This is a genomic window from Embleya scabrispora (assembly GCF_002024165.1).
In the GTDB taxonomy this organism is placed as follows: Bacteria; Actinomycetota; Actinomycetes; order Streptomycetales; family Streptomycetaceae; genus Embleya; species Embleya scabrispora_A.
In genome coordinates this window covers 4275678-4299088 of sequence record NZ_MWQN01000001.1, presented here as the reverse complement: position 1 = coordinate 4299088, position 23411 = coordinate 4275678, and the positions used below count along the sequence as shown (strand labels likewise).

The window sequence follows — 23411 nt, the reverse complement described above, 5'->3', positions numbered from 1 at the left end:
GTCCGATCGGGTTCTCGGCGGATACTCGACACGGGGGTCGACGTCGTGGGGCGGCGCGGTGGGGGTCGGGGTCGCTCCCGTGTTCGGGCGATTCGCCGGCGACCCGGTCGTTTGCGGTCGAAATTCGGACAAGAACCTTCGTCCGTCCGGCCGTGGGCGACATGACGGTCGTGGGTGCGAGGATGCCTCTTGTTTTCTGCTCGGAGGAGGGAGGGCGCGCATGCAGATCCGGCTCACCGTGCACGGACCGCAGCGGACCGGACCGGGCGCCGACGTGCTCGTCACCGCGCCGTCCGGGACGACCTTCGCGGGGATCGCCGGCGCGCTGCGGACCGCCTCCGGTACCGACGGCCGGCGTTTTTGGGTGGGCGACGTGCGGCTGCGCGACGACACCCCCGTGGGCCGACCACCCCTGGTGGACGGCGCCCTGATCACCGTCGACGCGCTCGGCTCCCCCTCCCCCTCCGCCGGGTCCGCGCAACTGCGGGTGGTGGGCGGGCCGGACGCGGGTGGCGTGCACCTGCTGCACCAGGGCGGGGTACGGATCGGCCGCGCGCCCGAGGCCGAGGTGCGTCTGGGCGATCCGGACCTGTCCCGGCTGCACGCCGAACTGTGGATAGAGCCCGGTCGCATCCGGGTCGCCGACCTCGACTCGACCAACGGCACCACCGTGGACGGCATGCCGGTGGGACGCGAACCGGTCGACCTGCCGCCGGGATCGCTGCTGCGGGTCGGCGAGTCCACCCTGCAGACGTTCCTGCCCCAGCCCTACGGCTCGCCCGACGACGCCTCCGGCGCCCCGGCGCGGGCCGACGGCGCCGGCCACATCGAGGTCCGCCGGGTCGCCCGCGCGCAGTTGCCGGTGCCCGCCCGGGCCCGCTTCGAACTGCCCGAGGAGGCGCCCGGCCGGCGCCGGCCGTTCGCGCTGCGCCGCAAGGCGGGCGGCACCGAGCGGGAGACGATCGAGGCCGCGGCCCGCTCGGCGCTGCTCGACGAGGTGCGCTGGCGCCGCGACCAGTCGCCCGACCCGGCCACACTGCTGCTCGACGCGCTGGCCACCGGCGAGCCGGGTCCGGCGGGCCGGATCTGGGAGCGCGCGGCCGGCCACCCGGAGGCGCTGAGCGTGCGCCTGGGAGTGGGCGACCTGCCGTCGCGGGTGACCCTGGTGGAGCCGCCGGCCTCGGCCGTCGACGGCGCGGAGCGCACGCTGACCGCGTTCTCGGTACCGGTCACCGTCTCGATCAAGGACACCGTCCTCGGCCTGGCCGGACCGCGGCTTCGGCTGCTCGGTCTGGCCCGCTCGGTGGTCGCCCAACTCGCCGGGCTGCACGGACCGCAGGACGTCGAACTGGTCGTGCTGTGTGCCGACGCCGCCACCGCCGCCGACTGGTCCTGGGCCCGCTGGTTGCCGCATCTGCGGCCGGGCGAGGGCCAGGACTGCCGACTCCTGGTCGGCCTGGGCCCGGAGCAGGTGCTGGCCCGCGCCGGCGAACTGCTCGATCGCGTCGACACCGCCGAGCGGGTGCCGGCCCGGCGCACCGTGGTCGTGCTCGACGGCGCCGGCCGACTGGCCGCCCGGCCGGAGATCGTCCGGCTCCTGGTCGAGGGTCCCGCGGCCGGCGTTCACGCGCTGTGCCTGGACGAGCGGGCCGAGGACCTGCCGGCGCAGTGCTCGGCGGTGGCCCACGTCACCGGCGAGGTGGGCACCCGGATCGACCTGCTCGGACCGGGCACCCGCCGCTTGACCGACGTGGTCGCCGACGCGGTGTCCTCCGCCTGGGCGGACCGCTTCGCCCGCGCGCTGGCCCCGCTGCGCGAGGCCACCCGCCGGGTCACCTCGCCGCTGCCCGAGTCGGTGCGCCTGCTCGACCTGCTCAACCTGGACCTGCTCACCCCCGCCAAGCTGCTCGCGGGCTGGCGCGAGGCGGGCCACTCGCCGCGCGCGGTGCTCGGCTCGGACGCGCGCGGGGCGATCACCGTCGACCTGTCCACCGAGGGTCCGCACGTGGTGATCGGCGGGGCCGCCCGCTCGGGCCGCTCCGAGCTGCTGGCCTCCGTGTTGTGCTCGCTCGCGGTGGCGAACCGGCCCGACGAGTTGGCCATCGCGCTGGTCCGGGGTCCGGAGGGGCTGTCCGATCTGCCGCACGTGGTGGGCTCGCCCGCCGACGTCTCGGCCACGGGCGACGCGATCGCCGCCGTGCGCGACGAGTTGGACCGCCGCGAGGGACTGCTGCGCGGCACCTCGTTCGAGGCGTACCGGGCGGGCCCCGACGGGGCGCTGCCCCGCCTCGTGGTGGCGGTGGACGACATAGACCTGTTGGCCGAGACCTACCCGGGGTGCGTCAAGGGCCTCGCCGACGTGGCCCACCGCGGCGGCGCGCACGGCGTACACCTGCTGGTGACCACGGGCCGGCCCGCCCGGAGCCTGGAGATCGAGGCCGCGGCGGGCGCCGAACTGCGGATCGCCCTGCGCGTGGACGATCCGCAGTCCTCCCGCGTGCTGATCGACGTCGAGGACGCGGCAGGCGTGGACGAGGACTACCCGGGCCGGGGTTTCGTGCGCGGCCGCGACGGCGCGGTGATCCCCTTCCAGGGCGGCCGGGTGACCGGCCGGATGCCGCGCACGGCCACGCTGCGACCCACCGTCGTCCGCCAGGAGTGGCAGGAGATGGGCAACCGCCTGGCCCGCCGCCCCACCCCGGTCGGCGGCGGCAACGGCCCCACCGACCTGGCCCTGCTCACCGGCGCGGTCCGCCGCGCCGCCGAACAACTGGGCACCCCACTGCAATCGCGCCTATGGCCCAGGGCCCCTTTGCACCTGACCCAAAAGGCCCGGTAGCCCAACCCCGGCAGCCACCAAGCCCAACAGGCCGAAGCGCCGCCCCGAACGCGGTGGTCCCGAAGCCCGAACACCAAGCGCAACGGGCGGGTACACCCCACCCGAGCCAACCGACTACAAGGGCAACCCGGGCGCCGGAAACCGCCCCAGGAACTCCCGCACCTCACCCCGCACGCGAGCCTCCTCGTCCTCCGATCCCCCGACCACCCGATCGATCCACCCCGCGACCAACGCCATGTCGTCCTCCCCCACGCCGCGCGACGTCAGCGCCGGCGTCCCCAACCGGATCCCCGAAGGATCGAACGGCGACCGGGTGTCGAACGGCACCGTGTTGTAGTTGACCACGATCCCCGCTCGATCCAGCGCCCGCGCCGCGACCTTGCCCGGCACCGCGCGCCGCGTCAGGTCCACCAAGAGCAGGTGCGTGTCCGTCCCGCCCGACACCAACTCGAAGCCGCGCGCGGCCAGTTCCTCCCCCAGTCGCTTCGCGTTCGCCACCACCTGGCGCGCATAGGCCCGGAAGTCCTCCGTCGCCGCCTCGCGCAGCGCGACCGCGATCGCCGCCGTGGTGTGGTTGTGCGGGCCCCCTTGCAGGCCCGGGAAGACCGCCTTGTCGATCGCCTTGGCATGCTCGGCGCGGCACATCAGCATCGCCCCGCGCGGGCCACGCAGCGTCTTGTGCGTGGTCGTGGACACCACGTCCACGTGCGGGACCGGCGAGGGGTGCACCCCGGCCGCGATCAGCCCGGCGATGTGCGCCACGTCCGCGACCAGGATCGCGTCCACCTCGCGGGCGATCTCCGCGAACGCGGCGAAGTCCACCGTGCGCGGCACGGCCGTACCACCGCAGAAGATCAGCCTCGGCCGCTCCCGCAGGGCCACGTCGCGCACCTCGTCGAGGTCGGTGCGCCCGGTGTCCGCGCGCACCCCGTAGCGCACGCCCCGGAACCACGTCCCGGTCGCGGACACGCCCCAGCCGTGGGTGAGGTGTCCGCCGCTCGGCAGCGCCATGCCCAGCACCGTGTCACCGGGCCGGGCGAAGGCGAGGTAGACCGCGAGGTTGGCCGGCGAGCCCGAGTAGGGCTGCACGTTGGCGTGGTCCACGCCGAACAGCGACTTCGCCCGCTCGCGCGCGATGTTCTCGATCGGGTCGACGTTTTGCTGGCCTTCGTAGTAGCGCCGGCCGGGATATCCCTCGGAATACTTGTTGGTGAGCACCGTCCCGGTCGCCTCCAACACGGCGGCCGAGACGTAGTTCTCACTCGGGATCAGCCGCAGCGTGTCCTGCTGCAGCACCTCCTCGGCCCGCACGAGCGACGCGATCTCCGGGTCGGTACGGCCGAGTTCGACATGACGGTCCATCATTCCTCCGGCTCGGTTCACAGCTGAATGTGAGCCGGGTGCCCAGGCGGACGACACCTCGTCGGCGGAACCGCCGCTCCCCCGTGGTCATTCCACGTGTACGCCAGTCGCGGCACGGTCAGCATACGGAGCGCGACCGGCATCCGTCTCCCCATCACGCACTGATGATCGAAAGTCACGAATAAGGCTCGTTGCGCGGGGCAGGGCTTGTGGCGAACGCCACACCAGGCGTACGACAGGACATCGGAAGGCGACATCTGTCCACCCTCGGGGGAAATTCGTGGCGGAAGTGGTTCTGGATGGGGTCGGAAAGGTTTACACCGACGGCACGAGAGCGGTCACCTCGCTCGATCTGACCGTTGCGGACGGAGAGTTCCTGGTATTGGTCGGTCCGTCCGGATGTGGCAAGACCACCGCGTTACGCATGGTGGCCGGCCTGGAGGAGATCAGCGAGGGCACGGTCAGCATCGGGGACCGGGTGGTCAACCGGATCCCCTCGCGGGATCGGGACGTGGCGATGGTGTTCCAGAGCTACGCCCTGTATCCGCACCTGAACGTGCGGGACAACATCGGATTCGGGCTCCGATTGCGGAAATTGCCCAAGGCGGAGATCCGCGAGCGGGTCGACCGGGCGGCACGGACGCTGGGTCTGGCCGAGCACCTGGGCCGCAAACCGCGCCAACTCTCCGGCGGACAGCGGCAACGGGTGGCGATGGGCCGGGCGATCGTCCGTGAGCCCCAGGCGTTCCTGATGGACGAACCGCTGTCCAATCTCGACGCGAAGCTACGCGTGCAGATGCGCGCCCAGATCGCCCGGCTGACCCGCGAACTCGGCGTCACCACGCTGTATGTGACGCACGATCAGACCGAGGCGATGACCCTCGGCGATCGGGTCGCGGTGATGAAGAAGGGCGTGCTCCAGCAGGTCGCGCCACCCCAGGAGTTGTACGACCACCCGGTCAACCTGTTCGTGGCCGGCTTCATCGGCTCGCCCGCGATGAACCTGCTCACCGGCGGGCTGACCCGCGACAAGGCGGGCGACTTCGCGGTGGACGTGGGCAGTCAGCGGTTGTCCGTGCCTGCCGAGGTGCTCGCCGCCCGGCCGGCGCTGGCCGGATACACCGGGCGTTCGTTGATCGTCGGCATCCGGCCCGAGGACCTGCACGACGCCGCCCTGGAGGGCGCCGAGCCCGCGCCGGGCGCGGTGTTGCGGGCCGAGGCCGACCTGGTCGAGGCGATGGGTTCCGAGGTGCTGGTCCATGTGAGCCTCGACGCGCCGCCGGCGGTGACCGAGGACGTCCAGGAACTGGCGCGCGACGTCGGCGCGGAGGAGCAGGTGCCCGATCCGGACGCGGCGCACTCCGAACTCGTGGCCCGCTTCGGCCCGCGCACCCGCGCCCGCGAGGGCGCCGGCGTGGTGATGCGGGTGGCGACCGACCGGCTGCACTTCTTCGACCCGGAGACGGGTCTGTCCATTACGGAGGATGCGTGAAGCGGCTTGTGGGCGCCTTGGCGGTCGCCTCGATGCTCGCCATGGGTCTCGCGGCCTGCAGCGACGACGGCGACGGCAAGGACAAGAAGAGCGACTCGACGCCGAGCGGCGGCGGTGCGCCGGTACCCCGGCTGGACGGCACCACGGTGAGCGTCGCGGCGGTGTGGACCGGTGACGAACAGGCCGCGTTCAAGAAGGTGCTCGCCGACTTCGAGAAGCGTACGGGGGCCAAGACCGAGTTCATCCCCACCGGTGACAGCGCCTCCACGTTCCTGGGTCAGCGGGTCGAGGGCAACGCGCCGCCGGACGTGGCGTTCCTGGCCCAGCCGGGCGTACTCCAGCAGTTCGCGCAAAAGGGCTGGATCAAGCCGCTCGCGCCCGACGTGCAGCAGACCGTGCAGGCCAACTTCTCCGGCCAGTGGCAAAAGCTCGGCTCCTACCAGGACAAGCTCTACGGCGTGTACTACAAGGGCGCCAACAAGTCGCTGATCTGGTACAACGCCAAGGTCTACGAGAACGCCGGCGCGACCGAGGCGAAGACCTGGGACGACCTGCTCAAGAACGCGGGCCTGATCTCCGACTCGGGCACACCGCCGTTCGCGATCGGCGGCGCCGACGGCTGGGTGCTCACCGACTGGTTCGAGAACATCTACCTGAGCCAGGCGGGCCCGGAGAAGTACGACCAACTGGCCAAGCACAAGATCCCGTGGACCGACCCCTCGGTGAAGACCGCCCTGGAGACGCTGGCCCAGGTCTTCGGCAAGAGCGACTGGTTCCCCGGCGGCTCCGGCGGCGTGCTCCAGACCGAGTTCCCCGCGTCCGTACCGCAGGCGTTCGGCGACCCGGCGAAGGCGGGCATGATCGCGGGCGGCGACTTCATCGGCACCAACATCATCAAGGACACCAAGGCCAAGATCGGCACCGACGCGAAGTTCTTCGGCTTCCCCGCGGTCGGCACCGGCAAGGCGCCGGTGGTCACCGGCGGCGACGTGGCGGTGGCGATGAAGGACTCCCCCGGCGCCCAGGCGCTGCTGAAGTACCTGGCCTCGCCGGACGCGGCCAAGGTGTGGGCGGAGCAGGGCGGTTACCTCTCGCCGAACAAGAACCTGGACTTCGCGGCCTATCGCGACGACACCACGCGCGGGATCGCGAAGAACCTGATCGCGGCGGGCGAGGACTTCCGCTTCGACCTCTCCGACCAGGCGCCTGCGGCCTTCGGCGGCACCAAGGGCGAAGGCGAGTGGCGCGACCTCCAGGACTTCCTGCGCAATCCCTCCGATGTCGCGGGGGCGCAGGCCAAGCTGGAGGCGGACGCCGCCAAGGCCTACTCGGCCGGGTGATCGACGGCCATGAGTGACAAGGCACCCGCACAGGTCGCGGTGCCCGAGAAGACAAAGCCGACGCCCGCGCGCACCCCGCGCGGGCTCGGTTCGGGCACCCTGCTCGGCTGGCTGTTCCTGCTGCCGGCCGTCGTCATGCTCGCCGTCCTGGTCGCCTATCCGATCGTGTGGTCGCTGATCCGCAGCCTGTTCGGCGCGGACGGCTGGTCGGACTTCGTGGGCATCGACAACTACAAGGAACTGTTCACCGACGACAACACGTTCACCGCGCTGAAGAACAACCTGATCTGGGTCCTGGTGGTGCCCGCCGCGGTCACCGCGCTCGGCCTGGTCTTCGCGGTGCTCACCGAACGCGTGCGCTTCGCCACCGCGTTCAAGCTGATCGTGTTCATGCCGATGGCGGTGTCCATGCTGGCCGCCGGCATCACCTTCCGGCTGGTGTACGACCGCGACCCGGACCAGGGCGTGGCCAACGCGGTGATGACCGGCGTGCACGACATGTTCAGCGAGGGCGCGCCGTATCCGGGCGCCCGCCCGCGCAACGACGCCGTACTCGCCCCCCAGGGCGGCGGCTTCCTCACCAAGGCCGGCACCGCGGCCGACGGCACCGCGCTGCTGCCGCTGGTGGCGCTGCCCGCGGACAAGATCCCCGGCGACGCGCGAAACGCCCGGCCCGGCGTGCCGCCCGCCGGCGGCCTGGGCGGCGTGGTCTGGGTCGACTTCAGCAAGGGCAACGCCGGCAAACCCGGCGTGGTCGACCCGGGTGAGAAGGGGCTGCCGGGCGTGAAGGTGGAGGCGGTCCGGGGCGGACACACCGTCGCGAGCACCACCACCGGCAAGGACGGCTCGTTCACCCTGCCCGCGTCCGCCGCCAAGGACGGCCCGGTGCAACTGCGCCTGGCCGCGTCCAACTTCGCCAAGTCGTTCGCCGGTTACGACTGGCTCGGGCCGAACCTGATCACCGCCGCGATCATCGGCGCCTACATCTGGATGTGGGCCGGCTTCGCGATGGTGCTGATCGCCGCGGGCCTGGCCGCGATCCCCCGGGACGCGCTGGAGGCGGCCCGGGTGGACGGCGCGACCGAGTGGCAGGTCTTTCGCCGGGTCACCATCCCGCTGCTCGCGCCGGTGCTCGTGGTGGTGATGGTCACCCTGGTGATCAACGTGCTGAAGATCTTCGACCTGGTGTACATCATCTCGCTGGGCTCGTCGCAGAAGGAGGCCAACGTCCTGGCCCTGCAGATGTACATCGCCTCCTTCGGCGGCGGCAACAACCAGGGCCTGGGCAGTGCCATCGGCATCCTGCTGTTCCTGCTGGTGCTGCCGGCGATGTTGTTCAACATCCGTCGCTTCCGAAGGGAGAACCGGTGAGCGCGCCCGCGGCCCCCGACCTGACGAAGCCCTCCCCGCCGCCACGACCGGAGATGGGGATCAAGCGCGGCCTCGCCTCGCGGATCGTCGGCCGCACCGGCGGCGGCCTGGCGGCGGTCCTGCTGGCGCTGATCGCGCTGTTCTGGCTGATGCCCACGTTCGGCCTGCTGGTGTCCTCGCTGCGCGATCCGCAGGAGATGAGCAAGTCCGGCTGGTGGAAGGTGCTCGGCAAGCCAAGCGACCTGACCTTCTCGAACTACGACAAGCTGCTCGACAACAAGGACATGACCCGGGCGTTCTTCAACACGATCTGGATCACCGTGCCCAGCACGCTCCTGGTGATCCTGATCGGCTCGCTCGCCGCCTACGCCTTCGCCTGGCTGGAATTCCCCGGTCGGGACTGGCTGTTCCTGGTCGTGGTCGGGCTGCTCGTGGTGCCGGTGCAGGTGGCGCTGATCCCGATCTCGAAGTTGTACGGGGACACCGGTCTGTTCGGCACGATCACCGGCGTGGTGCTCTTCCACGTCGCGTTCGGCCTGCCGTTCGCGGTGTTCCTGCTCCGCAACTACTTCGCGGGCATCCCCCGCGATCTGCTGGAGGCCGCGCGGATGGACGGCGGTACGGACCTGACCATCTTCTTCCGGGTCATCCTGCCGCTGGGGCTGCCCGCGATCGCCTCGCTCGGCATCTTCCAGTTCCTGTGGGTGTGGAACGACATGCTGATCGCGCTGATCTACGCGGACACCGAATCGGCGCCGCTGACGGTGGCCCTGCAGTCGCAGTCCCGGGCGTTCGGCGCCAACATCGACGTGCTGGCCCCCGGAGCGTTCCTGTCGCTGATCGTCCCGGTGCTCGTGTTCTTCGGCTTCCAGCGCTACTTCGTGCAGGGCGTGATGGCGGGCGCCGTGAAGTAGTCGACCGGTGGGCAACGGCCGCGGGGCGGTCCGGGAACATCCGGGCAACCGCCTCGCGGCCTCGGCGTTTCGTGCCGGACTCGTTACGGATACCGCCGTCGGGAACGCGATTCCGTGTGGCATCGTCCGAAGGCGTAGGGTGCCACCCCTGTTGCGAAACCGGTTCGGGGGCGCATCAAACGGGGGGCAAACGTCATTTCGGGGGAACAATGAGGGGAAGTCGTCGGATCGGTTTTCTCCGCACGCTGCTGATCGCGTTGGCCGTCGAGACACTGCTGATGAGCGCGGGCGCGGGCACCTTGGCGGTGATGTCGTTCGCGGTGCGCGACGACCGCAAGAGCCTGGAGGGGCTCGGTGATCTGCTGCTGATCGCGTCGGTGTTGTGCGCGGGCATCGCCGTGATGTGCGGTTTCGGCGTGGTCGGGGTGCGCGACGCGCTGCGGCGCGGCACCGGCGCGCTGGGACGCGCGGCCGCGGTGGGCCTGATCCACGTGTTCGTCGCGCTGGTGGCGATACTGATGGCCTGTCCGACGTGGTCGATCCTGGTGGCCGGGGTGCCGGCGGTGGTCTACCTGCCGTGCTGGTGGGCCGTGCGCGAGCGCAGCCGACACGAACTGCTCATGCTCGAACCGTAGAAGACGCGCGGAACACCGCACCGCAGGCCGCCGGCCCGGAACCCCTGGGGGTTCCGGGCCGGCGGTCGTTCGCGTCGATCAGCTCTTGGCGCCCGTGCGCAGCAGCGTACGGATCACCCGCATGGCGACCGACAGCGTCGCCAGGTCGTAGCTCTCCGCCTCCTGCAACTCCTCCAGCGTGGACCGCGCCCGCACCAGGACCGGCGCGTTCTTGTGCTCCCACGCCTTGAACCGCAGCTCCGGGGTGTCCTCCGGCTCGCCGGAGGCGAGCACGTCGGCGGTGAGCCCGGCCTGCGCCGCGTACAGGTCCTCGCGCAGCGAGGCCCGCGCCATCGACTTCCACCGGTCGCTGCGCGGCAGTTCGATGATGCGGTCGAGCAGGTGCGCGATCGGCAGCCGGTCGGCGATGTCGAAGTACACCTGGGCGACGTCGACCACGCCGCGATCGGATTCGGTCGCCACCTCGACGATGTCCAGGGCCGCGTACGCCGAGGACATCCCGGCCACCGCGGTGGCCAGTTCGGTGGGCACGCCCGCCGCGGTGAACTGCTCGTACAGCCCGTCCATCCAGGCCAGGTCCGAGCCGCGCAGCACCTTGGGCAGGTGTGCGATCACCTCGGCCACGCCGTCGCGGAACAGCTCCACCTGCGCGGCGATGTCGATCTCGCGCCGGCTGCCCAGGAACCAGCGGGTGGCCCGCTCGATCAGCCGCCGGCTGTGCAGCCGCAGGGTGGTCTGCATCTCGGCCGGGACCTTGTTGTCCAATGCCGCGATGGCGCCCATGATCCGGTCCGCGCCGAAGATCTCGCGCGCGGTGATGTGCGCCCGGGCAACCTCCTCCGCCGAGGCGCCGGTCTCCTCGCGCATGCGGAACATGAACGTGATGCCCGCGAGGTTGACCACCTCGTTCACCACGACGGTGGTGATGATGTCCCGGCGCAGCGGGTGCCGGTCCATCTGCTCGACGAACCGCGCCCGCAGCGCGCTCGGGAAGTAGCGGTACAACTCCCGGGCCAGGAACGGGTCGTCGGGCAGGTCGGAGGCGATCAGGTCCTGGGCCATCACGATCTTCGTGTAGGCCAGGAGCACGGCCAGTTCGGGCTGGGTCAGCGCCTGCCCGTTCTGTTGCCGCTCGCGCAGTTGACGATCCGTCGGCAGGAACTCGATCTCCCGGTCGAGGTGCCCGTCGCGGACCATCCGGCGCATGTAGCGCATGTGCACGTGCAGCAGGCTGGACGCCTGTGCCACCGCGTTGGCCAGCGCCCAGTTCTGGCCGTAGTTGGCGGCCAGGACCAGCCGGCCGACCTCGTCGGTCATCTGCGCGAGCAGTTGGTTGCGCTGCTTGCCGGTCATGTCGCCGGCCGCGGTGACCTGGTTGAGCAGGATCTTGATGTTCACCTCGTGGTCCGAGGTGTCCACGCCCGCCGAGTTGTCGATCGCGTCGGTGTTGATCCGCCCGCCCGCGAGCGCGAACTCGACCCGGCCCAGCTGGGTGCAGCCCAGGTTGCCGCCCTCGCCGACGACCTTGACCCGCAGGTCGGCGCCGTTGACCCGGATGGCGTCGTTGGCCTTGTCGCCGACGTCGGCGTGCGACTCGCCGCTCGACTTGATGTAGGTGCCGATGCCGCCGTTCCAGAACAGGTCCGCGGGGGCCTGCAGGATCGCCTTCATCAGTTCGGCCGGGGTGAGCCGGACGAGCCCGTCGCGCAGTCCGAGGGCCTGGCGCACCTGCGCGCTGATCGGCACCGACTTCGCGGTGCGCGGGTACACACCGCCGCCGGCCGAGATCAGGCTCGTGTCGTAGTCCGCCCACGAGCTGCGCGGCAGGTCGAACAACCGGCGGCGCTCGGCGAAGGAGGCCGCCGCCTCCGGGTTCGGGTCCAGGAAGATGTGCCGGTGGTCGAACGCGGCGATCAGCCGGATGTGCTCGGAGAGCAGCATGCCGTTGCCGAACACGTCGCCGGACATGTCGCCGATGCCGACGACGGTGAAGTCCTCGGTCTGCGTGTCGTGGCCCAGCTCGCGGAAGTGCCGCTTGACCGACTCCCACGCGCCGCGGGCGGTGATGCCCATGCCCTTGTGGTCGTAGCCGGCCGAGCCGCCGGAGGCGAACGCGTCGCCGAGCCAGAACCCGTACGACTCGGCCACCGCGTTGGCGATGTCGGAGAACGTCGCGGTGCCCTTGTCGGCGGCCACCACCAGGTAGGTGTCGTCGCCGTCGTGGCGCACCACGTCGGCCGGCGGCACGACCTCGCCGTCGACGAGGTTGTCGGTGATGTCGAGCAGGGCGCCGATGAAGGTGCGGTAGCAGGCGACGCCCTCGGCCAGCCAGGCCTCGCGGTCGCTCGGGTCGGGCAGTTGCTTGCAGACGAATCCGCCCTTGGCGCCGACCGGCACGATCACCGTGTTCTTGACCATCTGCGCCTTGACCAGGCCCAGGATCTCGGTGCGGAAGTCCTCGCGCCGGTCGGACCAGCGCAGCCCGCCGCGCGCGACCGCGCCGAAGCGCAGGTGCACGCCCTCGACCCGGGGCGAGTAGACGAAGATCTCGAACCGGGGCCGCGGCGCCGGCAGGTCCGGGATCTCCTGCGGGTCGAACTTCAGCGAGAGGTAGTCGTGCGCCTCGCCGTCCTCGCGGTGCTGGAAGAAGTTGGTCCGCAAGGTGGCCTTGATCATCGCCAGGAAGGAACGCAGGATGCGGTCCTCGTCCAGGCTGGCGACCTGGTCGAGCGCACCCTCGATGGCCTCCACGATGCCGTCCACCAACTCGGTGCCGGCCTGCTGGTGGCCGGGCGAGAAGCGGGCCTCGAACAGGTTCACCAGGAGTCGGGTGGTGTGCGGGTTGGAGACGAGGACGCCCTCGATGTAGTCCTGCCCGAACGTGACCCCGGCCTGCCGCTGGTACTTGGCGTAGGCGCGCAGCACCATCGCCTGGCGCCAGGTCAGCCCGGCCCGGAAGACCAGCGCGTTGAACCCGTCGTTCTCCGCGCGCCCGGTCCAGGTCGCCGAGAACGCGTCCTGGAACAGCTCCTTGACGTCCTCGGGCTGCCCGTACATCGCCGAGGCGTCGTAGCGCAGACCGAAGTCGTACACCCACGCCACGGTGCCGTCGGCGCGGTGCAGTTCGTAGGGCCGCTCGTCGACGACCTCCAGACCCATCCGCTGCAGGATCGGCAACACCTCGGACAGCGAGACGTAGTCGCCGATGCGGTAGATCTTGAAGCGCCGCTCGCCCGGCAGTGCTCCTATCGGCTCGTACAGGTGGAGCGTGAAGTCCGCCTCGGGGGTCAGTTCCTCGACCCGCTTGAGGTCGGCGACCGCGGTCCGGGGCGGGAAGTCCGACTTGTACCCCTCGCCGAACGCGTGCGCGTAGCGGCGGGACAGTTCGGACGCGCTCTCCTCGCCGCATTCGGCGACGAGGGCCTCGCCGAAGTCGTCGATCCAGGAGCGGGTGGCCTCGGAGAGCAGGCGCTCGATGTAGTCCACGTCCGGGTCGCCGAGTTCGGCGCCGGTGGGCACGCGCACGGTGAAGTGCAGGCGGGCGAGCACGGACTCGGTGTTGCGCGCGGTGTAGTCGACGACGGAGCCGGCCAGCTCGGCGAGCAGGATGTCCTGCATCTTGAGCCGGATCTCGGTGGTGTACCGGTCGCGCGGCAGGTAGACCAGGGCCGAGTAGAACCGGCCGTACTCGTCCTTGCGCAGGAACAGCCGCAACCGGCGCCGCTCCTGGAGGTAGAGCACGCTGATCACGATGTCGTGCAGTTCGTCGACGGCGATCTGGAACAGGTCGTCGCGCGGGTACGTCTCCAGGATCTGCAGCAGGTCCCGGCCGTCGTGGCTGACCGGCGGGAAGCCGGCCTTGTCCAGCACCGCGTGCACCTTGCGGCGCACCACGGGGATGCGCTGCACGCTGTCGGTGTAGGCGGCGGAGCTGAACAGCCCCAGGAAGCGCCGCTCGCCGATCACGTTGCCGGCCGCGTCGAACTTCTTCACGCCGATGTAGTCGAGGTAGGCCGAGCGGTGCACGGTGGCCCGCGAGTTGGCCTTGGTCAGGATCAGCAACTGTTTCTCCCGGGCCTTGGCCCGGGCCCGGGTGGACAGTCGGCTGAAGGACGCCGACAGGTCCTGGTCGGCGCGCAGGATGCCGAGCCCGGTGCCGGGCACCGCGCGCAGCACGTCCTCGTCGTTTTCGCAGACCAGGTCGTATTCGCGGTATCCCAGGAAGGTGAAGTGGTCCTCGGAGAGCCAGCGCAGCAGCTCCCACGCCTCGCCGATCTCCTCCTCCGGCAGCGTCGCCGGCGGGTCGTTGGCGAGTTCGTCGGCCAGCCGCAGCGACGTGTCGCGCATCTTGGCCCAGTCCTCGACCACCTCGCGCACGTCGCTGACGATCCGCTGCAACCCGCTCTCCACCGCGCGCAGGTCCTCGCGGTCGGTTTCGCGGTCGATCTCGATGTGCATCCAGGACTCGACGAGCGCGTCCTCGGGCACACCGTGTGCGTCGGTGGTGTCCACGATCTCCAACAGTTCGCCGGCGATGGTGCGCCTGACGATCAACTGGGGGTGGATCACCACGTGGATGCTGCGTTCCTGGCGGGAGAGTTCGTTGGTGACCGAGTCCACCAGGAAGGGCATGTCGTCGGTGACCACCTCGACCACGGTGTGCCCCGACGCCCACCCGTTCTCCTCCACCGTGGGTGTGTACGCCCGGACCCGTGCGGTGCCCTGGGGGCGCTCCGCCGCGAGTCGACAGTGCGAGATCGCCGCACCGTATACGTCGACCGGGTCGCGGTCGATCAGGTCGTCGGGTGCGGTGTGCCGGTAATAGCGGGACAGGAGGACATCGAGGTCCACCCGGTTCGGGCCCTCGGGCCCGCCGCCTCCGTGCTGTGACGATGCCGCCCGTGCCGCGTCCGCCGCTCGGGCGAGAAGCTCCGCCTTCGCCTCGTCCAGCTTGCTCTGCATGATGCTGCCGCTCCTGTCGCGCGCCGTTGCGTGACCATTGCCGTCCCCGGGCGTGCCCGGCCGTGTACTGCCGGTACCCGCTTTGTCGCGAGTACCTGTTTCAGGCGACGTCGGCGCGTCGGTGGTGGTTCCGGGACTCCGTCGTCTCGGCCCGCGACCCGCACGGCGTCGCCGCATCGTCAGGCTACTCGCGTGGTCCTCGGCCGCCGAGAGGGGATCTCGGATCACCCTGTAAGTAATTTTCGGTTATGCCCGGACACCCCGTAGCACTCTCGCCCTGAGCCCCCGGGTTCCGAAGCGCCGGCGATTGCCCATTGCCCCGGGACGGACGCTCGGGGCACCTTGGGTGCGGGAGCAACGACGCAACGCGGGCGGACGAACTCGGTGGGGAGACGATCGTCATGGCCAAGAAGGTGCTGTTGATCACGGGCGACGCGGCGGAATCGCTCGAGGTGCTCTACCCGTACCAGCGGCTGCGCGAGGAGGGCTACGACGTACACGTGGCCGGGCCCTCGCGCAAGAAGCTCAACTTCGTCGTGCACGACTTCGTCGACGGCTACGACACGTTCACCGAGAAGCCCGGCTACACGTGGCCGGCCGACTTCGCCTTCGTGGAGGTGCGGCCGGAGAACTACGTGGCGCTGGTGCTGCCGGGCGGCCGGGCTCCGGAGTACCTGCGCAACAACCCGGTGGTGCAGCGCATCGTGCGGCACTTCTTCACGGCCGAGAAGCCGGTCGCGCAGATCTGCCACGGCCCGCTGGTCAGCGCCGCCGCGGGGGTGCTGAACGGGCGCCGCACCGCCGCCTACCCGGCGATCGCGCCCGACGTACGGGCGGCGGGCGCCACCTGGGTGGACGGCGAGGCGGTGGTCGACGGCACCCTGGTCTCCGCCCGCGGCTGGGTCGACCACCCGGCCTGGATGCGCGAGTTCGTCCAGGTCCTGCGCGCCAAGGCACCGGCCTGAGCCCGACCGCTCAGCCCATGTGCGGATAGCGGTAGTCGGTCGGCGGGTCGAACGTCTCCTTGATCGTGCGGGTGCTGGTCCAGCGCATCAGGTTCTGCATCGCGCCGGCCTTGTCGTTGGTGCCGGACGCCCGCGCGCCGCCGAACGGCTGCTGCCCCACCACCGCGCCGGTGGGCTTGTCGTTGAGGTAGAAGTTGCCCGCCGCGAAGCGCAGGAAGTCGGTGCCCTGCGCCAGCGCGCGCCGATCGCGGGCGATCACCGAGCCGGTGAGCGCGTACGGCGCGGCCGACTCCATCTGCCGCAGCATCGTGTCCCAGTCGCGGTCCTCGTACACGTGCACGCCCAGGAACGGCCCGAAGTACTCGGTGGTGAACACCTCGTCCCACGGATCCTCGGCGAGCACCACGGTGGGCCGCACGAACCAGCCCACCGCGTCGTCGTAGGTCCCGCCCGCGAGCACCCGCAGACCGTCGGTGGCGTGCGCCCGGTCGATCGCCGCCTTGAGCTTGGCGAACGCGCGCTCGTCGATCACCGCGCCCATGAAGTGGCTCAGATCGGTCACGTCGCCCATCGACAACCCGTCCACCTCGGCCAGGAACGCGTCCCGGAACTCGCTCTCCCAGATCGAGCGCGGGATGTAGGCGCGCGAGGCGGCCGAACACTTCTGGCCCTGGTACTCGAACGCGCCGCGCACCAGCACCGTGCGCAACACGTCGTGGTCGGCGCTGGGATGCGCGACCACGAAGTCCTTGCCGCCGGTCTCGCCGACGATCCTGGGGTAGCCGTGGTAGGCGTCGAGGTTGTCGGCGATGCCCCGCCACAGGCGCTTGAAGGTCGCCGTCGACCCGGTGAAGTGCAGCCCCGCGAAGTCCGGGTCGGCCAGCGCCACGTCGGAGACCGCCACACCGTCGCCGTGCAGCAGGTTGATCACCCCCGGCGGCAGACCCGCCGCCTCCAACAGCCGCATCAGGTGGTGCGCGGCCAGCGCCTGCGTGGGCGAGGGCTTCCACAACACCACGTTGCCCATCAGCGCGGGCGCGGTCGGCAGGTTGCCCGCGATGGCGGTGAAGTTGAACGGGGTGACCGCGTACACGAAGCCTTCCAGCGGCCGGTGGTCCAGCCGGTTCCACACCCCGGGGGAACTGATCGGCTGCTCGGCCAGGATCCGCCGGGCGAAATCGACGTTGAACCGCCAGAAGTCGATCAGTTCGCACGGCGCGTCGATCTCCGCCTGCTGCGCCGTCTTGCCCTGACCGAGCATGGTCGCGGCGGCGATGGTCTCGCGCCACGGCCCGGCGAGCAGGTCGGCCGCCTTGAGGAGGATCGCCGCCCGGTCGTCGAAGTCGAGCGCGCGCCACTGGGGCGCGGCCTCCTTCGCCGCGGTCAGCGCCGCCCGCGCGTCGTCGTGGGTCGCGTTGGCGAGGGTGCCCAGTTCGCCCGCGCGCCGATGCGGCTGGACGAGTTGCACCCGCTTGCCCGCGCCCATCCGGTGTTCGCCGCCGATGGTGTGCGGCAGGTCCACGGGTGCGGCCGACAACGCGGTGAGCCGCTCCCGCAGGCGGGCCCGCTCGGGGCTGCCCGGCGCGTAGCCGTGGACGGGTTCGTTGCTCGGCCGGGGCACCCGGGTCACAGCATCCATGGGTGCGCAATGCCCACGAACCGGACAATCGATGCGCGAGGGGGTCAGCGCACGTAGGTACGCGCGAGCTCGACCGCCTCGGCGAGCGAATCCACCACGGGCACCCCGACCCCCTCCAGGCCGGCCCGCGCGTGCGAACCGCCCGCGTACAGCACCACCCGCGCGCCCACGTGCAGCGCGGCCGCCGCGTCGTCGGCGGCGTCGCCGATGAGCACCACGTCGGCCGGGTCCCGCTCCAGCGCGGCCAGGTGCCGCACCAGATGCTCGGCCTTGCCCCCGCCCGGCGGACCCACCCGCCCGTCCACGCGGACGAAGCGCTCCTCGATCCCGAACCGGCGCACGAACGGCATCAGCGCCTCGTGCGCGGTCAGCGACAGCAGCGACTGGGTACCGCCCTCGCGCTGCCAGGCGTGCAGCAGCTCGTCCGCGCCGACGGCGAGCTCGCAGCGCGCGCTGTGCACGGTGTAGACCTCCTGGAAGGCCTGGTCGAGACGGATCCACTCGGCCGCGTCCGGGACCCGGCCGACGACCTTCTCGTAGAACTTCGGCACCGGCACGCAGTAGAGCTCCCGATAACGCTCCAGCGTCATCGGCGGCAGTCCGATCAGCGCGAACGAGGCGTTGGTGGCCTCGATGATCGCGTCCAAGTCGTGGAACAGGGTGCTGTTCCAGTCCCATACCAGGTGCGGATTCCGATTCGTCATGGACCTTGATTGTGCCCTGCCGGCCGTCACAGCAGATCGGCCAGCTCCTGTGTCGCGAACCACAGCAGCTCGTGCTCCTCGGCGGCCTCGATCAGCTCGTCGGTGAGCCCGCCCGCCAGCGCCGCGGCGACCGCTTCCTCCGCGTCGGCGGTGTCCATGTGCACCGCCGCGATCCGCTTGCGCGGCACGCGCGCGTCGACCAGGACCGCGCCCGGGCCGTCCTGCGCCCGCTCGGCCACCAGCGCGTCCGGCACGTCCGCCGCGAGCACGACCCGACGCACCGCGCCCGGTTCGGCCGCGAGCAACCGCAGCGAACCCTCGGCGGCACGGGTCAGCGCGCCGTACTCCAACTCCTCCTCGTCGTCGCTCCCGTACCACGCGCGAAACGCCTCGGTGACCGCGTACGCCGGCAGCGGCGCCGACTCGACCCCGCCGGCGGCGTGCACCGCGGCCAGGCCGGCGGGCGTCGTAGGGATGAACACGCGCATCGGGCGACTCCAATCGAGTGAAATCCGGACACTCCTTCGGGGACGAAGGGCGCCGAAACGAGGGCCGACCCGGCGCCACCACGCGTGAGTCGACGCGCGTCAGCGTAATCGCAGCGCCGACCAGACGAATGGTTGACCGCGCGGCGCCGGCCGGCTAGGAAGTGCCTGCACACGTCCCGGTCGGGGGAACGAGCGGGACGACGTGCGCCACAACCGGCACATCCGCTTCACGGGGAGGACCCATGGTCCACACGAACACCGGCTCGCCACCACACCTGTACGTGGTCCGAGCCCCCGCAGGCGAAACCCCCTTCGACACTCCGGCCGTCGCCGAGGTGATCCCGCTGCGCCCGTGGGGACACCACGGCACCCTCACCCACGGCAACCTGGCCCACGCCCCGCACCCGCTGCCCCACCCCGAACACGGATCCGACTCCCGGCCGGGCTCCCGGCTCGCGCCACAACCCAACCCGCGCCCCGCGCTGCGCCTGGTCCCGGCCCTGGCCGAACCGGACCCGACCGAAGCCCGGCTGCGCTCTCGACGACTGGCCCACGCGCTCGCCGAAATCGCCTCGGGCCGCCGCGCCCTCACCCAGCTGCGCCCGTACGCCTCCGCCCCCGTCTACGGCACCACACAACACCTGATCCGCCGCCTCGCCGCCCGCGGGGTCGGACACCTACGGGTGGAGTCCTGCGGCGGCCACGCCCCCGCCGAAGGCATCGCCGAGGGCTACGCCCGCCTACGCGCCCCATCCTGGGTCCTCACAGTGGCCTTCCGCCTGGAACGCGACGCCCCCACCCGCCACCCCACCAACACCTGGCTCTGCACAGCCCTGGAACACGACGAACTGACCTGAAAACAAAGAGGGCCCGAACCAACCCAGGCCCGGGCCCTCCCCCACCCACCATCCCCCACGCGAGGCGCGAGGCGCAGGGCACGGGACGCAGGGCACGAGGCGCGGGGCACGAGGCGCGAGGCGCGGGGCGCAGGGCACGAGGCGCAGGGCGCAGGGCACGAGGCGCGGGGCACGGGGCGTGAGGCGCGGGGCGCAGGGCACGAGGCGCAGGGCGCAGGGCACGAGGCGCGGGGCACGGGGCGTGAGGCGCGGGGCGCAGGGCACGAGGCGCGGGGCGCGGGACGCGGGGCGCAGGGCACGAGGCGCGGGGCACGAGGCGCGGGGCACGAGGCGCGAGGCGCAGGGCGTGAGGCACGAGGCGCGAGGCGCAGGGCGCGAGGCACGAGGCGCGAGGCGCAGGGCGCGAGGCACGAGGCGCGAGGCGCAGGGCGCGAGGCGCGGGGCGCATGGCACGAGGCGGAAGGCGCGAGGCGCGGGGCGCATGGCACGAGGCGGAAGGCGCGAGGCGCGGGGCGCATGGCACGAGGCGGAAGGCGCGAGGCGCGGGGCGCATGGCACGAGGCGGAAGGCGCGAGGCGCGGGGCGCATGGCACGAGGCGGAAGGCGCGAGGCGCGGGGCGCGAGGCGCAGGGCACGAGGCACGAGGCGCAGGACGCGAAGCGCTAGGCGCGGGGCGTAGGGCACGAGGGGTGGGCCCTCAAAGTCCTACGCCACCAAACTCCAGCCCGTCCGGCGCTTGAGGACAGCAGGCCGCAGGCCGCCAAAGCCCGACCGAGGCCGCCATCCACAACCGCCGCCAACGGCGCCCTCTCAGCCCGTCCGGCGCATGAGGACCGGCGGGCCGCAGGCCGGCCCAAACCGACCCACGCCACCAGCCACGACCACCGCCCACCAACGTCCGCTCAGCCCGTCCGGCGCATGAGGACCCGCATGAGGACCCCGCCTACTTCTTCTTCCGCTTCGCCCGCTGCGCCCGCCGCCGCTCGGCCCGCGTCGCGCCCTCCTCGACCTCGTCCGCGTCCTCGTCGAAGTTCTCCTCGGAGGTGACCACACCACCCTCGCCGTCGATCGTGGGCGCGCTGTACTGCAGGTGCGCCGGCCGCTGGGGCGCGTCCAGCCCCTTCGCGTGGATCTCCGGCAGCGGCGCGGCCTTGTCGATCGAGATGCTCGGCGCCTCCGGCACCTGCTCGATCTCGACCTCGACGTTGAAGAGGTAGCCGACCGACTCCTCCTTGATGCCCTCCATCATGGCGTTGAACATGTCGAAGCCCTCGCGCTGGTACTCCACCAGCGGGTCGCGCTGCGCCATCGCCCGCAGGCCGATGCCCTCCTGGAGGTAGTCCATCTCGTACAGGTGCTCGCGCCACCGGCGGTCCAGCACCGACAGGATGACCCGCCGCTCCAGCTCGCGCATGACCTCCTCGCCCAGCTTCTCCTCACGCAGCGCGTAGGCGGCCTGGGCGTCGGCCCGAAGCAGTTCGACCAGCTGCTCGGTGTCCAGCTCCGAGCGGTCGCCGAACTCCTCCTCGACCTCCTCGATCGTGATGCTGACCGGGTACAGCCGCTTGAGGTTGGCCCACAACTTCTCGAGGTCCCACTCCTCCGCGAAGCCCTCGGTCGCACCGTGCACGTACGCCTCGACGGTGTCGTCGATGAAGTGCCCGATCTGCTCCTGCAGGTTCTCCCCCGCCAGCACCCGGCGGCGCTCGCCGTAGATCACCTCGCGCTGCCGGTTCAGCACCTCGTCGTACTTGAGCACGTTCTTGCGGATCTCGAAGTTCTGCTGCTCGACCTGGGTCTGCGCGGACTTGATCGCGTTCGAGACCATCTTCGACTCGATCGGCTGGTCCTCGGGCACGTTGGCCAGGGTCAGCACCCGCTCGACGATGTTGGCCTTGAACAGGCGCATCAGGTCGTCGCCCAGCGACAGGTAGAACCGCGACTCGCCCGGGTCGCCCTGCCGCCCGGAACGACCGCGCAGCTGGTTGTCGATCCGGCGGGACTCGTGCCGCTCGGTGCCGAGCACGTACAGCCCGCCGAGGTCGGAGACCTCCTCGTGCTCCGCCTTGACCGCCTTCTTGGCCTTCTCCAGCGCCTCCGGCCAGGCCGCCTCGTACTCCTCCGGCGTCTCGCCCGGGGTCAGCCCGCGCTGCGCGAGTTCGGCCGCGGCGAGGTGGTCCGGGTTGCCGCCGAGCATGATGTCGGTGCCTCGGCCGGCCATGTTCGTGGCCACCGTGACCGCGCCCTTGCGGCCGGCCTGCGCGACGATCTGCGCCTCGCGCTCGTGGTGCTTGGCGTTCAGCACCTCGTGCGGCACGCCGCGCTTGCGCAACTGGGCGGACAGGTACTCGGACTTCTCCACGCTGGTCGTGCCGACCAGGACCGGCTGGCCCTTCTCGTGCTTTTGCGTGATGTCCTCGACCACCGCGTTGAACTTGGCCTCCTCGGTCTTGTACACGAGGTCGGACTGGTCCACGCGCTGCACCGAACGGTGGGTGGGGATGGGCACCACGCCGAGCTTGTAGATCTGGTGGAACTCGGCGGCCTCGGTCATCGCGGTACCGGTCATGCCGCCGAGCTTCTTGTACAGGCGGAAGAAGTTCTGGAGGGTGACGGTGGCCAGGGTCTGGTTCTCGTCCTTGATGTCCACCCCCTCCTTGGCCTCGATCGCCTGGTGCATGCCCTCGTTGTAGCGGCGACCGGCGAGGATGCGGCCGGTGTGCTCGTCGACGATCAGCACCTCGCCGTCCACGACGACGTACTCCTTGTCCCGCTTGTACAGCTCCTTCGCCTTGATGGCGTTGTTCAGGTAGCCGACCAGCGGGGTGTTGACCGCCTCGTAGAGGTTGTCGATGCCCAGGTAGTCCTCGACCCGGCCGACGCCGGACTCGTGGATGGCGACGGTGCGCTTCTTCTCGTCGACGTCGTAGTCGCCGGTCTCCTCGATGCCCTTGAGCGGGTTCGCGGCCTCGCCGCGCTTGAGCCGCTTGACCATGGTCGCGAAGTCGGCGTACCACTTCGTGGCCTGGTCGGCCGGGCCGGAGATGATCAGCGGGGTGCGGGCCTCGTCGACGAGGATCGAGTCGACCTCGTCGACCACGGCGAAGAAGTGGCCGCGCTGCACCAGCTCGTCGGCCGACCACGCCATGTTGTCGCGCAGGTAGTCGAAGCCGAACTCGTTGTTGGTGCCGTACGTGATGTCGTAGCCGTACGCCTTGCGCCGCTCGTGCGGCGGCATGTTGGCCAGGATGCAGCCCACGGTCAGACCGAGGAAGCGGTGCACGCGACCCATCCACTCCGAGTCGCGCTCGGCGAGGTAGTCGTTGACCGTGACCACGTGCACACCCTCGCCCGCGATGGCGTTGAGGTAGGCGGGCAGGGTGGAGACGAGGGTCTTGCCCTCGCCGGTGCGCATCTCGGCGATGTTGCCCAGGTGCAGCGCGGCACCGCCCATCAGCTGCACCTTGTAGTGCCGCTGACCGAGCGTGCGGCGCGCGGCCTCGCGCACCGTGGCGAAGGCTTCCGGAAGCAGGTCGTCGAGGGTCTCCCCGTCGGCGTAGCGCTGCTTGTACTCGTCCGTCAGCGCACGCAGCTCGGCGTCGGAGAGGTCCTTGAAGTCGTCTTCGATCGACTCGATCTGATCTGCGATGCGGTTGAGCTTGCGCAGGATTTTGCCCTCGCCGGCGCGCAGGACCTTGTCGAAGATAGACACGCTGGATGAGCTCCTTGCCCGACGGCGCCCGCCCGCCTTTCGGACGTGACGGCACGGCGGGGCCCGTCCCGCCGATACGGCCATCGTATGCGAGGAGGCAAGCCCGGATCGAGCCTCGCGAGCCGGCACAG

14 protein-coding genes and 1 riboswitch are annotated in these 23411 nt (G+C 71.0%); of the genes, 8 read left to right on the top strand and 6 right to left on the bottom strand.

The genetic code is table 11. From position 1 onward, the window contains the following. Nucleotides 1-220 precede the first annotated feature (220 nt). The gene (locus tag B4N89_RS18965) at nucleotides 221-2839 is read left to right on the top strand and encodes an FHA domain-containing protein (protein ID WP_078977031.1); all 2619 of its coding nucleotides are present in this window, start codon (nucleotides 221-223) and stop codon (nucleotides 2837-2839) included. Nucleotides 2840-2953: 114 nt separating this feature from the next. On the opposite strand, the gene glyA is transcribed toward B4N89_RS18965, so the two are convergent. Further along, nucleotides 2954-4204: a serine hydroxymethyltransferase gene (gene glyA / locus B4N89_RS18960; RefSeq protein WP_078977030.1), complete on the bottom strand. Its 1251-nt coding sequence runs from the start codon at nucleotides 4202-4204 to the stop codon at nucleotides 2954-2956. A gap of 30 nt (nucleotides 4205-4234) precedes the next feature. Next, nucleotides 4235-4322, bottom strand: a riboswitch (ZMP/ZTP riboswitch). A gap of 159 nt (nucleotides 4323-4481) precedes the next feature. On the opposite strand from glyA, the gene B4N89_RS18955 reads away from it, so the two are divergent. From B4N89_RS18955 to B4N89_RS18935, 5 genes are all read left to right on the top strand, one after another. Continuing rightward, a complete protein-coding gene (locus tag B4N89_RS18955) occupies nucleotides 4482-5693 on the top strand; it encodes an ABC transporter ATP-binding protein (RefSeq protein WP_078977029.1) in 1212 nt (403 codons plus the stop codon). Next, nucleotides 5690-7033 carry an ABC transporter substrate-binding protein gene (locus B4N89_RS18950; RefSeq protein WP_078977028.1) on the top strand — a complete coding sequence of 448 codons (1344 nt, stop codon included), beginning with the start codon at nucleotides 5690-5692 and terminating at the stop codon, nucleotides 7031-7033. Before B4N89_RS18955 ends, B4N89_RS18950 begins: the two co-directional genes overlap by 4 nt. Nucleotides 7034-7042: 9 nt before the next feature. Then, complete coding sequence (locus B4N89_RS18945; RefSeq protein ID WP_078977027.1) at nucleotides 7043-8404, top strand: ABC transporter permease subunit; 1362 nt, start codon at nucleotides 7043-7045, stop codon at nucleotides 8402-8404. A gap of 53 nt (nucleotides 8405-8457) precedes the next feature. Beyond that, nucleotides 8458-9318 (top strand): carbohydrate ABC transporter permease, encoded by an 861-nt coding sequence (locus tag B4N89_RS18940; RefSeq protein WP_235618952.1) that lies wholly within the window; start codon nucleotides 8458-8460, stop codon nucleotides 9316-9318. Between the two features lie 209 nt (nucleotides 9319-9527). Beyond that, on the top strand, nucleotides 9528-9953 hold the full coding sequence (locus tag B4N89_RS18935; protein WP_078977025.1) for a hypothetical protein: 426 nt from the start codon (nucleotides 9528-9530) through the stop codon (nucleotides 9951-9953). A gap of 78 nt (nucleotides 9954-10031) precedes the next feature. On the opposite strand, the gene B4N89_RS18930 is transcribed toward B4N89_RS18935, so the two are convergent. Then, a complete protein-coding gene (locus B4N89_RS18930) occupies nucleotides 10032-14915 on the bottom strand; it encodes an NAD-glutamate dehydrogenase (RefSeq protein WP_078977024.1) in 4884 nt (1627 codons plus the stop codon). Between the two features lie 401 nt (nucleotides 14916-15316). On the opposite strand from B4N89_RS18930, the gene B4N89_RS18925 reads away from it, so the two are divergent. Continuing rightward, a complete protein-coding gene (locus tag B4N89_RS18925) occupies nucleotides 15317-15880 on the top strand; it encodes a DJ-1/PfpI family protein (protein WP_078977023.1) in 564 nt (187 codons plus the stop codon). A gap of 10 nt (nucleotides 15881-15890) precedes the next feature. On the opposite strand, the gene pruA is transcribed toward B4N89_RS18925, so the two are convergent. The 3 genes from pruA to B4N89_RS18910 are packed head-to-tail and all read right to left on the bottom strand — an operon-like array spanning nucleotide 15891 to nucleotide 18711. Then, nucleotides 15891-17519, bottom strand: coding sequence for an L-glutamate gamma-semialdehyde dehydrogenase (gene pruA, locus B4N89_RS18920; RefSeq protein WP_078977022.1), 1629 nt, complete (start codon nucleotides 17517-17519; stop codon nucleotides 15891-15893). Nucleotides 17520-17563: 44 nt separating this feature from the next. Further along, entirely contained in the window at nucleotides 17564-18223 is a 660-nt protein-coding gene (locus tag B4N89_RS18915; protein ID WP_078977021.1) for an HAD family hydrolase, read from the bottom strand. A gap of 26 nt (nucleotides 18224-18249) precedes the next feature. Continuing rightward, a complete protein-coding gene (locus B4N89_RS18910) occupies nucleotides 18250-18711 on the bottom strand; it encodes a DUF6912 family protein (RefSeq protein ID WP_078977019.1) in 462 nt (153 codons plus the stop codon). Between the two features lie 242 nt (nucleotides 18712-18953). Between B4N89_RS18910 and B4N89_RS49035 the strand changes: the two genes are divergently transcribed. Next, complete coding sequence (locus B4N89_RS49035; protein WP_078977018.1) at nucleotides 18954-19568, top strand: Rv3235 family protein; 615 nt, start codon at nucleotides 18954-18956, stop codon at nucleotides 19566-19568. Nucleotides 19569-20511: 943 nt separating this feature from the next. Here the strand turns inward: B4N89_RS49035 and secA are convergent. After that, complete coding sequence (gene secA, locus B4N89_RS18900) at nucleotides 20512-23280, bottom strand: preprotein translocase subunit SecA (protein WP_078977016.1); 2769 nt, start codon at nucleotides 23278-23280, stop codon at nucleotides 20512-20514. Nucleotides 23281-23411 lie beyond the last annotated feature (131 nt).